We start from the raw sequence: 12198 nt of genomic DNA, 5'->3' as shown, positions 1-12198 counted from the left end.
GCCCACCCGGCCGACAGGCGCGGTATGCCGGGCGGCGCGGAGGACCGCGCCGCCCTGGCACACGCCGGCGAGCTGCGGACAGCGCGGGCGGCCAGTGCATGTGCCCATGCATGTGCCCATGCATGTGCGCAGATTCTCGTGGGACGGCCGCTGACCGGATGGCACCGGCCGAATAAGTGCAGACCCTCCAGCGCGAACAGGCGAGGGCCTGTCCACTCTTCGTCGGCGGCCCCGTCGCTCCGGCCGCAGCGCTCGAGGCGACAGCCATGCCCTCGGAGCGCGGTGATGCGAGACAACCGGCAAGGGCGGCCGGGCGGCCGGACTCCTCGGCGGCCTGGGGGAGACGTCGGCGCAGGCCGGCCATGGTGACGTCCGAGGTCTTGGTGGGGCCGAACCAGTTCTCGTCCCACACCTGTGCCAGCAGCGTTTCTCGCGAGACGGCGGTGCCGGGGTTGCTGGCGAGCAGGGCGAGCAGGTCGCATTCCTTCGGCCGCAAGGAGATCTCCGTGTCGTGGAGGGTGCAGCGGCGTGCCGTGGTGTCGATGACCAGGTCGCCGAGCCGTAGTGGGGGCTGCGGCTGCGAGGCGAGCGCGGGGAGGGGCCGGCAGGACCGCGAAGCCGAGCTCGATGCGGGTGAGCAGTGGCCATGTCGGTCGATCATGGCAATCGGGCCCGCTCCGAGCGCAGGCGAAAGTCGATTGGGCCGATCCCGATCGATGCCGTACAGTTCACCATACCGACGCGGGGTGGAGCAGCTCGGTAGCTCGCTGGGCTCATAACCCAGAGGTCGCAGGTTCAAATCCTGTCCCCGCTACTGAAACGTGAAGGCCCGGCATCCACCGGGCCTTCACTGCGTGTGGGCCCAGGCCCTGCTGTCTGCCCATGGTCGGCGGGGTCTGATCCGTCGGCGCAGCCTGCCGGCAGCACAGCCGGCCGTGTCTCGGTCGTCCCGACCAGTGCCGCGATCCCACTACCTGGCCGCCATGCCCCCATGCGGTGCCCGCGCTCAGTAGCGGGGGACGGCAAGGGCGCCGTCCACAGTCGGTGAGGCGGAGGGAACAGCCGACGGGCTCGGTGCGGTTCCGGACGGTCACGAGCACGGTCATGCCCCGAAGGAGCGCGCCTCGTGACGGCAGGCAGACACGGATTGACGTTCTGGTTGGCTGCGGAGGCGGACGTCGCGCCAAGCATCAGCGCGCAGGCCGCCGCGCTCACCGCCGCCACGGCCTTGCTGAAACACTTGCCGATGCGGGGGCCCTGTCTCTGCGCTGTACCGTCTTCGGAGACGATCACCGGGAGGGGCGGGATGACCCATGATCTTCAGTTCGGTTGGGAACTGAGTGGCAGCGGCTGGGCGACGTGCCTCATCAAGGATGGTTCTTCGGAGCGGAAGGACATCGTCAGCTACTGCACGGATGCTCTTGCCGATTTGCTTCACGGTGTGGCGGGCCTGTACGGCCCCCTACCTGTCCAGCGCTTCTCCTTCGACCTCGAACCGGCTGAAGTGAGGTGGGTCCTGCGAGGCAGGGGTTCGGAGGTTGATGTGGCGATCCACCGCTTCCCTGACATGTCTGCGAGCTTGGATGCGCCCGACCAGAAGGGCACACTCGTCTGGGCCTCTACCCAGCCGCGAGACCTTCTGGGACACGTCGTCCTGGAAGCCGCTCAGTCAGTGCTTCAGGCCCATGGCGAGGACGGCTATCGGGCGAAGTGGGTTCGGCACTCCTTTCCCATCGCCGCACTGCAAGACCTCCGTCGGTTGCACCTCCAGCACGACAGGTGTGAACTGCGGCATGGTGTTGCCACTCCACAGGCCGCTGGATGAGGCCTCACCACACAGGACACGGTCTTGGTGGCTTCCTCAACGAGTCGCCACACAGGACACGGTCTTGGTGGCTTCCTCAACGAGTCGCCACACAGGACACGGTCTTGGTGGCTTCCTCAACGAGTCGGCATGCCACTGGTCGTCACCACGGGTTTCCTTTCCGACGGGAGGCCGCTTTGGGTGACGGGGAGCCGGAGGTGGTGGCCACCGTCAGTCCCAGGCCCCAGGTCAGCCTGCCCTGCCCACCCTGAACGGCACAGCCTCCACAGGGCCGGCGCCATTACCCCTGTGAGCTGGGCCCCGCCGCGTCCAGGGCGGCAGCGGCCTGGTCGGCGAGGGTGACGGCGACCAGTCGGGCTTGTAGATCAGGGCGGGCCCCTTGAGCGGGCGTGAGCATGAACCTGCCCTGGAATCGGCCGCCTGCGCTGGCCCGCAGTTCGATTTCTTGCTGAGGCCAGCCGCGCTGGTCGATGTCCCAGCGTTTGCGGCCTACGGTGACGCTTCCGTCTTGCTCCAGACGGGCGGGGTGGCCGAGGAGGGAGCCGTACTCGAACCGGCACTCCCGAAGGTGCAACAGCTCGCTGAGTTGCCGCTTGACGTGATCGACCACCGCGTCGGCGGATCTGGTGGTCTGGGCGAGTTGGGCGGTGTCGTGGACACGGGCCAGGTAGTCGGCATCCGTGACGACGAGCACCTCCAGCCGCCGGGCGCGGGCGGCCAGCTGCGACACGGCCAGGCCCGCCGCCAGCAGCAGAACGGCCGTGGTGATGTCGGCACCGCGTTTGATGCTGAAGCTTTGGTACGGACGGGTGAGGAAGAAGTCGAACCACGCGGCCGACGACAGGGCCGCCAGGGCGCCGGCGAGGCGGTTGCCGGCGACGGCGATCGCGACGACGGCCACGACCATGATCAGGGCCAGGTCCGTGCTGGACACACCCGCCCGGAACGGCACCAGGACGAGCGCCAAGAGCAGCGGACCGGCCACGGCTGCTGTCAGCGCGATGCGATCACGAAGCGGAAACCCGGTCACCGGCGTACCTCCCACCCCTTGCTTACCACGCTGTGTCCCTTATGTCCGTGCGGCTGCAGGTGTCCCCCCGCCGTATTCGAGGAGGCCGGGGCGCGCCCGCGATGACTTCTGCACCACGACCGGCAGCGTCATCGGTCGGGGACGGGCCGCCGCGCCGGCCGAAGTCCTGCTCTGACCGGCCCGCCAGCTGATCGGCCGGTCGCCTGATGGGAATGACTCGCCAAGGAGGTGCCCGAACGCATCAAGAAGTCGAGGTCGCGGCCGAAACTCGCAGGCACGGGCCCGGGACGTGTGACTGACCAGCCGGCCTTCCCATGGGCATTGCCTTCCGTCGAACCCGCCCTCGCGGCAGGTGATGCTGAAGGAACGGGCTGGTGGGGCACTCCCGAGGTGTTCGTTTCCGGTCCGGTGCACCTGGCCGTCGACGCCAACGCGTCGCCTCATGATCGAAGCGCCGCGCGACTGGGAGAAGTCGGAGAGTGCGGTGACGCGGTGATGCCCGTCGGGTGGGGACCGTTCACTGGCCGGCGGCGGGGGCTTGCGGGTGCGGCAGTCGGGTGATGGTGCTGAACCGTGCTGCACGGCGGCGCAGATGCCGGTGACCGGGGGCCGGTTGCGGGCGTGCCGGCGCACGCGCGGTCCGGTAGAAGATCCGCTTGGCGAATTCGACGAGGACCAGGTAGACGACGACCATGGCGGCCACGGCGGCGAAGAAGCCGGCCGGGAGCAGTTGGAAGCCTAGGACACGGGCCAGTGGGGTGGCCGGCAGGGCGGCACCGAGGGCGACGACACCCAGTGCCGTGAGGGTGAGGGGCAGGCTCGGGCGGCTGCGCCAGAAGGGGACGCGACGGGTGCGGATGGCGAAGATGACCAGCGTTTGTGTGGCGAGGGACTCCACGAACCAGCCGGTGTGGAACTGGGCGGCGTCGGCGTGGAAGACGCCCAGCATCACGGCGAAGGTGACGAAGTCGAACAGGGAGCTGATCGGCCCGAAGCAGATCATGAAGCGCCGGATGAAGGCGATGTCCCAGTGCGCGGGCCACCGCACCTGCTCCTCGTCGACCTCGTCGGTGGGGATGGCGAGCTGGCTGGTGTCGTACAGCAGGTTGTTGAGGAGGATCTGGGAAGGCAGCATCGGCAGGAAGGGCAGGAAGAGTGAGGCTCCGGCCGCGCTGAACATGTTGCCGAAGTTGCTCGAGGTGCCCATCAGGACGTACTTGATGGTGTTGGCGAAGATACGCCGTCCCTCGGCGACTCCGTCGGCCAGGACTCCAAGGTCCTTCTCCAGCAGGATCACGTCGGCGGCGTCCTTGGCCACGTCGGTGGCCGAGTCCACCGAGATGCCCACGTCGGCGGCGTGCAGCGCGAGGGCGTCGTTGACGCCGTCGCCGAGGAAGGCGACGTCGCCGCCGGTCTTCCGCTGGATCCGCACGATGCGGGCTTTGTGCTCGGGGCTGACCCGGGCGAAGACGGTCGTGCGGCCGATGGCGGCGGTGAGCCGCTCGTCGTCGATGGCGTCCAGGTCGGTCCCGGTCAGCACGGCGGCGTCGGTCCAACCCAGGTCGTGGCAGACCTTGACGGCGACTGCGGGGTTGTCCCCGGTGACGATCTTCACCGTGATGCCGAGCGCGTTCAGCCGCTTCAGTGCCTCGGCCGCGTCGGGTTTGGGCGGATCGAGGAAGACCAGCAGTCCGGCCAGGCGCAGGTTGTGCTCATCGGCAGCAGAGGGTGCGGTACCGGCCTCGGCGGGACGGCTCGCCACCGCGACGACGCGGTTCCCGGCGGCGAACTCAGCCTCCAGGGCGTGACGGGTGGGCCCAGGCACCTGTACGCAGCGTTCCAGTACCGCCTCCGGAGCGCCTTTGGTGATCAGCACGGCGTCACCGGAGGGATCGGTGACGGTGACGGAGGCCATCCGCCGCTCGTGGTCGAAGGGCAGGACGCCGGTCGGCGTCCAGCCGCTCAGCGACGAGCGCCGGGCGGCCGCGGCCGGGGAGTCCCACAGAGCGTCGTCGAGCGGGTTTCCCCCCACGGGCCGGCCCCGGTCGTCCACGTCCGTCTCGGTGCACAAGAGGCCGAGGCGCAGCACTTCTTCCGCGGAGGTACCGGCGACGGGTACGGCCCGCATGAAGTCGATACGTCCCTGGGTGAGGGTTCCGGTCTTGTCGGTGAACAGCACATCGACGTCGCCGAGGTCCTCGATACACACCAGCCGCTTGACCAGCACCTTGCGTCGGCTCATGCGCCGGGAGCCCGCGGCCAGGCTGGTGGAGACCACCGCGGGCAGCAGTTGCGGGGTGATGCCCACCGCGATGGCCAGGGAGAACAGCAGGGCCTCGATCAGCGGCTTGTGGAGTGCGACGTTGATGAGGAAGATCGACGTGGTCAGTGCCCCGGCGACGTAGACCAGGAGCATGGAGAAGCGGCGCAGCCCCACCTGGAACTCGGTCTCCAGCTGGTGTCCGCTCAGCCCCGCCGCGATCTTCCCGAACTCGGCCTCGGCACCGGTGGCGACCACGACACCGCGGCCGCTTCCACAGTGGACCACGGTGCCCATCAGGGCGCAGCAGGTCAGATCCGCCAGTGCCGTGCCTGCCGGCACGGCAGCGGTGTCCTTCGCGACCGGCAGTGACTCACCGGTCAGCACCGACTCACTGCACTCCAGCCCCGCGGTCGCAAGCAACCGCAGATCCGCGGGCACGATGTCGCCGAGCCGCAACTCGACCACATCACCCGGGACCAGGGCGGTGACCTCCACCTCCTGCGGTCGCCCGTCGCGCAGTACGACCGCCCGGTGCCGGATCTTCGCGTGCAGCGACTGGGCGGTCTTCTCCGCCCGGAACTCGTTGGCGAATCCCAGACCGACGGAGAGCGCCACGATCACCCCGATGATCACCGCGTCGCTGCGCTCCCCGACGAAGTACGACACCACGGCCGCGGTCAGCAGCAGGCCGAGCAGCGGGGACCGCACCTGATGCCACAGCACCAGCCACGCCCGGGCCCGGTGGGAGTGGACGGCGTTCGGTCCCCAGCGCTTCAGCCGTCGTGCCGCCTCCTCCGACGAGAGGCCGTCGGCGGTCACCTCGAGATCGCGGAGCACCTGCGCAGTGGGCAGGGCGGCCGCCGAGACGGCACGCCCCCCGGCCACCGGCCTCGCCCCGACAGCGGTCACCATCAACGACCACCGCCCGGCCTGCTGCCCTCCCACAGAGGGGAACGCGTCGGCACACAGCCGAATGAACGTCCGGCGGTGCCGAGCGGACGGGAGGGCGGGCCCGTGCACGGATCATCTGGCAGTGACCTCACACTCCCACCTTCCACCCTTCGCCGCTCACGCCTCCATGGGCCAATCGGGCCCTGTCCGGGGGACCTGCCGCCCACCGTGCGGCGTGCTCCGGTCATTCGGCGCGGCGGCCATGAGACCGCCCGACGAGTGAGGCAGCCCGTGGTCAGGAGTCGGTGCCACCGCGTAGCCGTGATCACCGCTCCCGCGGGGAGACGTCATGGAGCATTTCCTGTTCCCGCGAGCCCGGCCAGGTCGGCGAGCGTTCGCACGGTCCCGCGTTCAAGGTCCATGAGGGCGTTCTCGCCCATGCCGCAGGTCGCGTTGACGGCGCCGGCCGGCAACTCGGCGATGATCCCGGCCGGTGCGGGCGGGGTGTTGACCCAGGGGGAGAAGCGGGGTGGCCGTTGCCCGTCGGGAAGGGCGCGATCTCCTCGCGCACGAAGTCCAGCACCTCTCCCACGGTGTCGGCGCGGTCGAAGAAGGCGTTGATCACAACAGCGCGGCGTTCGTCGCGCAGCCGAAGCGATGATCAAGGCCGCGATGATCCGGCTCGTGGCCGCCCGCCTGGCCGGCGAGGAGATCGAACCACGCGGTCCCGTCGAGACCGAAGCAGCCCGCCGCCTCACCGACGACCTCAAGGATCAGTGACCATTTCTCAGCCGGACGCGGCCAGCGGCGCGAGGAGGCTGTCGACGACGCGGCGGACCTTCGCGGCCGCCGTGTCGTCGCCCAGGCGCATCGCGGTGTTCGCGGCGGTGAGCACGGCGTCGATCTGGAACGCTGTGAGATCGGCATCGAGGCCGGCACCCGTCCCCGCATCATCGACGGCGTGCCGCAGTTCGGCGGCGATGCGGTCGCGCCAGGCCCGTTGCTGGCCGGCCAGCATGTCCCGCACCGGGCCCGGCCGGCTGTCGAACTCGGGCAGGTTCGCCGCCCAGAAGCAGCCGCCCGGGAACAGCGGCTGCTCGGCGTAGGCGAGCCAGTGCTCGACCAGGGCGCGCAGCCGCTCGGCGCCCTGGGGCCGGGCCAGCGCGGGGCGGATCACGGCCTCCTCGAAGGTCTCGCGCGCCGACTCGATCACGGCCAGTTGGAGCTTCTCCTTCGTGGCGAAGAGCGTCTGGATGCTGCTCTTGCCCACGTTCAGGTCCGCCGCGAGCCGACCGAAGCTGAGCCCGTCGAGCCCCTCCAACGACGCCGTGTCGACGGCGTGCCGCACGATCGTCCGTCGCGACCGCTGACCTCGAAGCAGGCGCCCGTCCTGCACATCCTCGCTCACCGGCCTCATTGTGCCACCCCCTTGCGAAAAACGTACGTACGACCGTACGTTTTCTGCGTGAACACCCATCAGATGTTCGAGCTCGCCCAGGCGCTGGCGCACGCCAAGAGCCGCCAGGACCTGCCCGCGGCGCTCCGGCTCCTGCACCAGGACGTACTGCTGGAGTCGCCACCCTTCGGCACCAAGGCCCGCGGCCTGCCCGACAACGAGAAGGCGCTGGCACGCTTCTTCGCGTCCTTCCTCGACTACGAGGTCACCCTCGACGGGCACGCCGGCAACGACGACACCCTGGCCTGCTGGGGAACGGCACGCATGACGATGACCGGTGACCGGTTCGGCGTGACACCCAACGGCAGGCGCGCCGAACTGCCGGTGTTCCTCCAGTTCACCTTCGCTGACGGCCTGATCGCCGGCGAGCGGTTCTTCCTCGACCTCGCGGAGCTGTGCGCCCAGTCGGGCGTCTCCACCGACCAGGTCCGGCACACCCTGCTGGGAGGCAGCGCATGACCCCCGACCCCCGCACGAAGGCCATCGGCGAGATCACCACGCGCCACCTGTTCGACCTCGTCATCGACCTGAGCCCCCGACTGGACTTCGGCACCGGCCCGCTCGGCCGCAGAACCCTCTTCGGCGACACGGGAGGCACCTTCCACGGACCGCGCCTGCACGGCGACGTGCTCCCGATCGGCGGCGACTGGGCACTGCTCCGCCCCGACGGGACGCTGTCACTGGACGTGCGCCTCACGCTGCGCACCCACGACGGCGCCCTGGTGTACATGACCTACGGCGGCCGCTGGGTCACCCCGCCCGAACTGCGCGCCGACATCGCCGATCCGGCCAAGAGGTACGACATCGACCCGGCCCGGTACTACTTCCGCACCAACCCGCTTTTCGAGACGGGGTCGCAGGAGTACGCATGGCTGAACGACATCGTCTGCGTCGGAGCGGGTTACCTCATCGAAGGCGGGATCGCCTACAAGGTCGCCCAGGTCGAATGAGCGGCAGTACGCCGGCGGCACGACGGGGAGGGCGCCGGGGTGCTCGGGCCGGCGCGGAGCCCTCGGTGGGCGGGTCAGCGGGCGCCGCTGGTCCGCTCGCCGTCCGGCAACGTGCTGCGGGACTGCGTGGGTCACCTGGATGACGACCTCGCGTGGCGCGATCGGGTGGGTGTCGCCCGACCGGTACTCGATCAGGCCGTGGGCACTGAACGACTTCCTCGGCGAAGCCACCCATGTGCGGCCCGTGCGTCGTGGAGCTACGAAGACTTTTTACACAGTTGAGGATCCTTCAAATCCCCGTGATCACACTTCCAGCGCACGACCTTTGAAGGGTCGATTTCAATATATTGACCGACACCTTTGCCTGGTCCGCCTTCGGACACCAACGGCTCAGAAGTGATCCGCGCTCGATGCTGCTGGCCATCGTCGGTCGTGAAGCTGGCTTCGATGTTCCAAGCACAGGAAGATCCGGGTTCCGCAACACCGAGGACGCTCAGTGTCTGAGCGTCGGCCCCGCCTCCGAGGGTGATGGTGTGGTGATCGAAGAACAGCTTCCCCCAATTGGGGTCCTCATAGTCGTCGATGAGTGCGTTCACCGGCCCCTTTTGCCCTTGCAGCTTGAAGGCCACCGCCTTGATTAAATTGTCCCCCGGAGAAGGTGTGTCGACCGTTGCAAGCATCTTGGACTTGCGGCACTTGATGTCGGTTGCAGTCATGCCGGTTACCGTGATCATGGAGCTGCTGTCGCTGACCAGGTCCACGAAATAGACCTGCCCGGATCCATAGTCCCATCCGCGCCACCACTGCGCCACGGATGTACCCCCCTGGACCGCCAAGCCGCTATCGAATTCCCCGCTTTTAAAGCGACTGAGTTGCCGAGGCGTCAATTTCTGTGGAAAGTATGTCGCAAAGGGCATCTCGTAAGAAGAGTCGGGCTTGCGGCGGATCGAGGCATGGATGTAGCCCTTCTCGGCATTGATGGTGTCTTCGGCGTGATCGCTGGTTCGCGCCGAATCCTCCGCGGTGCAGTGTGCAGTAATGACAGCAGCTAGGGCGCCGAGGAGGAACAGTGTTAACCCCTTGACGTGGAGGACGCCCCAAGCGGCTATACGACGCCCTCTGGTGAGGTTTGAAGAATCCGGGTGAACTGTGTCGGCAACGAACCTTCCTTCACGCCTGATCCATTGCCGTGTTCGAGCCCACCGACTCGGTTCCGTCAATTGCGGCTGCTGGGCATCGTCCTGATCGCTCACAAGCCCCTCCATTTCTCGGGCGTAGTACTCTAGCGAGGGAAATGGGCGGCCGCCAGACCGCTGGCTGACGAGCCCGTTATCCCGTAGAATTTCTGTTCTTCACCAGGGGAGGACGGTGCCGAGGTGAGTGAGAAGAGTCGTCCTCCTGCCGTGTGGGGCAGCGAGTGAAACAGGGTAAGCAGTACGCCGTTGCCGCTTCCGGACAGTGGTCCGACGAGGAGGACGGCCGTCGCAGGTTGCCCGCGGGGGAGGTGCACGCCTGGGAGCCGGGCCGGAACGAGACCGTGTGCGGGTTGTCTCTCAGTCGCTCGCAACTCGTGCGGTTCCCGCACGTCCGGTGGCCCGACACCTTCCCGGAATCCGGCGGCGCGGCCGACCGTGTACAGCGGGTGTGCCGGCGCTGCGCCTCGGTGGCCGGACGCCGAGGCAGCGACGCGCGCCCACGCTGGCACCGCGTCCGCCCCCGTCCCTGAGACCGCCCCCGCCACCGTCCCCGGCGCCGCGTCCGCCCCGCCCCTGGCACGGCGTCGGCCGCTGTCCGCCCCGGCGCCTGTCCGGGGAACCGGTCGGGTGTCGCTGAGGACGCGGGTGGTTTCGTTCGCCCCTCTCGACCCCGCCGTGAGGGCCCGTCCGCCGGGTGTTCAGCGGTCGTGGGTGTCGGTGCGGGGCGGCGCGGTGGGTTCCGGTCGGCTGTCGTCCGGGCCGTTCACCACGGTGAGCAGATCGTCCCGCGCGGCCAGGGCGGCCAGGGAGAGTGTGCGGTAGCCGACGTCGTCGAAGAGGACGGTGATGCGGTCACCGTCCTCGCTCAACACGGTGCCGCGGCCCCACTCGTCGTGCCGCACCGCGGCTCCGGGAGGATAGGCGTCGGCGTCCGGATGCCGGCCGGTGCTCGTCGCGTCGCTGTCGCCGCTCTCCTGCTCGTGCTCGTCGCACATGTCGCAGTTGCCGCAGGGGGCCTCGTACTCCTCGCCGAAGTAGCCCAGGAGGAAGCGCCGCCGGCAGCCGGTGGTCTCGGCGTACGCCCGTGCCATGTCCACTCGTGAGCGGTCCATGCGCTTGTGGGCCTCGGCGGTGTCCACGGCTCGCCGCACCGCGCGCGACGGTGCCGTGCCCCGGACCGGACGGATGGCGCCCGACGCGTCCGTCACCAGGGCGCCGGCTTCCTCCAGCAGGTTGACGGCCGCGGTGACCCTGGCGCGCGACATGTCGGTGTCCCGGCGCAGCTCAGCGATGTCCGGCGGGGCGTCGCGGCGGGCGTGGACCGCCCGTACGACCGCGTCCACGGCCTCCGGACGGGGCGTGCGGCTGCTGAAGTACGCCTGCATCCCCGTGTCCTCGGTGCGGTAGTGCAGTACGGCGAGGGCGGGCCGTCCGTCGCGGCCGCAGCGCCCGATCTCCTGGTAGTAGGCGTCGAGGGAGCCCGGCAGCGACGCGTGCAGCACGAACCGTACGTTCTCCTTGTCGATGCCCATCCCGAAGGCCGAGGTCGCCACCACGACATCCAGGTCACCGCGGAGGAACGCCTCGTGGACCCGACGACGTTCGGCGGCGCGCAGGCCCGCGTGGTAGGCGCCGGCGGCAAGACCGAGGGAGGCCAGCTCCGCTGCGTAGGACTCGCTGTCCTTGCGCGTCGCCGCGTAGACGATGCCGGGCTTGGGGGCGGCTGCGGCATCCTCGACGACGCGGGACCGCCGCTCGTCGTCGTCGAGGTGCCGGCGCGCCTGGAGCCTGATGTTGGGACGGTCGAATCCCGTGACGAGCTGCCGCGGCCGTTCCATGCCGAGCCGTTCGACGATGTCCTGCCGTACCGGAGGCGCGGCGGTCGCCGTGAGCGCGAGGACGGGCGGCCGGCCCAGCCGCCGTACCGCCTGGGCCAGGCGCAGGTAGTCCGGCCGGAAATCGTGGCCCCACGAGGACACGCACTGGGCCTCGTCCACCACGAGAAGGGCCGGGTGCGCCTCGGTCAGCCGCTGTACGACCTCGTCCTTGGCGAGTTGCTCCGGGGACAGGTAGACATAGCGCACCGAGCCCTCGCGCACCGCTGCCCAGACGTCCTCGGTGTCGGCCGCGCCGAGGTCGGAGTTCACGGCGACGGCACCCGGGCCGCGGTCGCCGCCGGGCAGTCCGGCGATCTGGTCCCGCTGCAGGGCCAGCAGCGGTGACACGACGACGACCGGCCCGGACAGCAGCAGGCCGGGAACCTGGTACACGGCGGACTTGCCCGATCCGGTCGGCATGACGACGAGGCAGTCCCGTCCCTCCAGCACCCACTCCATGGCGGTGAGCTGCTCGGGACGCAACTCCGCCCAGCCGAACACCTCGGCGGCCGTCTCGCGCAGCCGCCCGGCCCACCGCCTGCGGGTCGCTGCTCCTTCCTTCGTCACGCCACACTCCTCGCTCCGTGGCAGGGCTGTCCTGCCTGTCCCGGGCCGGCGGCCACGCGAGAGTGCGTGCGCGCCGTACCCGGACTTCCCGCTGGTACCCCGCGGCCGGCCCTGACGCGCGGGTGCCGGCACCCGTCGCCTGG

The 12198-nt window shown here is 69.5% G+C and carries 10 protein-coding genes, 1 tRNA gene and 1 pseudogene; 6 read left to right on the top strand and 6 right to left on the bottom strand.

The features are described from left to right. Nucleotides 1–388: 388 nt before the first annotated feature. Nucleotides 389–661 (bottom strand): annotated as a pseudogene (locus IEZ20_RS12795) (winged helix-turn-helix domain-containing protein); the annotation flags it as partial. Between the two features lie 79 nt (nucleotides 662–740). On the opposite strand from IEZ20_RS12795, the gene IEZ20_RS12790 reads away from it, so the two are divergent. Both IEZ20_RS12790 and IEZ20_RS12785 read left to right on the top strand, forming a co-directional pair. Further along, nucleotides 741–814 (top strand) — tRNA-Met (locus tag IEZ20_RS12790). A 312-nt stretch (nucleotides 815–1126) separates the two neighbouring features. Then, entirely contained in the window at nucleotides 1127–1825 is a 699-nt protein-coding gene (locus tag IEZ20_RS12785) for a hypothetical protein (RefSeq protein ID WP_229896043.1), read from the top strand. A gap of 280 nt (nucleotides 1826–2105) precedes the next feature. On the opposite strand, the gene IEZ20_RS12780 is transcribed toward IEZ20_RS12785, so the two are convergent. Both IEZ20_RS12780 and mgtA read right to left on the bottom strand, forming a co-directional pair. Beyond that, entirely contained in the window at nucleotides 2106–2855 is a 750-nt protein-coding gene (locus IEZ20_RS12780; RefSeq protein WP_189297701.1) for a DUF4118 domain-containing protein, read from the bottom strand. 517 nt (nucleotides 2856–3372) lie between these two features. Then, entirely contained in the window at nucleotides 3373–6030 is a 2658-nt protein-coding gene (gene mgtA / locus IEZ20_RS12775; protein ID WP_189297699.1) for a magnesium-translocating P-type ATPase, read from the bottom strand. A gap of 636 nt (nucleotides 6031–6666) precedes the next feature. On the opposite strand from mgtA, the gene IEZ20_RS12770 reads away from it, so the two are divergent. After that, on the top strand, nucleotides 6667–6789 hold the full coding sequence (locus tag IEZ20_RS12770; protein WP_444545257.1) for a hypothetical protein: 123 nt from the start codon (nucleotides 6667–6669) through the stop codon (nucleotides 6787–6789). 7 nt (nucleotides 6790–6796) lie between these two features. Here the strand turns inward: IEZ20_RS12770 and IEZ20_RS12765 are convergent, their stop codons facing one another. Beyond that, entirely contained in the window at nucleotides 6797–7417 is a 621-nt protein-coding gene (locus tag IEZ20_RS12765) for a TetR family transcriptional regulator C-terminal domain-containing protein (protein WP_229896042.1), read from the bottom strand. A gap of 57 nt (nucleotides 7418–7474) precedes the next feature. Between IEZ20_RS12765 and IEZ20_RS12760 the strand changes: the two genes are divergently transcribed. Further along, nucleotides 7475–7924 carry an ester cyclase gene (locus IEZ20_RS12760; protein ID WP_229896041.1) on the top strand — a complete coding sequence of 150 codons (450 nt, stop codon included), beginning with the start codon at nucleotides 7475–7477 and terminating at the stop codon, nucleotides 7922–7924. After that, nucleotides 7921–8415: a DUF3237 domain-containing protein gene (locus IEZ20_RS12755; RefSeq protein ID WP_189297696.1), complete on the top strand. Its 495-nt coding sequence runs from the start codon at nucleotides 7921–7923 to the stop codon at nucleotides 8413–8415. Before IEZ20_RS12760 ends, IEZ20_RS12755 begins: the two co-directional genes overlap by 4 nt. A 257-nt stretch (nucleotides 8416–8672) precedes the next feature. Here the strand turns inward: IEZ20_RS12755 and IEZ20_RS12750 are convergent, their stop codons facing one another. Beyond that, nucleotides 8673–9668, bottom strand: coding sequence for a hypothetical protein (locus tag IEZ20_RS12750; RefSeq protein WP_189297694.1), 996 nt, complete (start codon nucleotides 9666–9668; stop codon nucleotides 8673–8675). 164 nt (nucleotides 9669–9832) lie between these two features. Between IEZ20_RS12750 and IEZ20_RS39645 the strand changes: the two genes are divergently transcribed. Next, nucleotides 9833–10141, top strand: a complete 309-nt coding sequence (locus IEZ20_RS39645; RefSeq protein ID WP_229896040.1) for a hypothetical protein — start codon at nucleotides 9833–9835, stop codon at nucleotides 10139–10141. A 168-nt stretch (nucleotides 10142–10309) separates the two neighbouring features. Here the strand turns inward: IEZ20_RS39645 and IEZ20_RS12745 are convergent, their stop codons facing one another. After that, nucleotides 10310–12055, bottom strand: a complete 1746-nt coding sequence (locus IEZ20_RS12745) for a RecQ family ATP-dependent DNA helicase (protein ID WP_268253044.1) — start codon at nucleotides 12053–12055, stop codon at nucleotides 10310–10312. Between the last annotated feature and the right edge of the window lie 143 nt (nucleotides 12056–12198).

Source organism: Streptomyces cinerochromogenes (assembly GCF_014648635.1).
In the GTDB taxonomy this organism is placed as follows: Bacteria; Actinomycetota; Actinomycetes; order Streptomycetales; family Streptomycetaceae; genus Streptomyces; species Streptomyces cinerochromogenes.
Note: the sequence above shows the minus strand (reverse complement) of the source record. Positions and strands in the feature narration are given on the sequence as shown.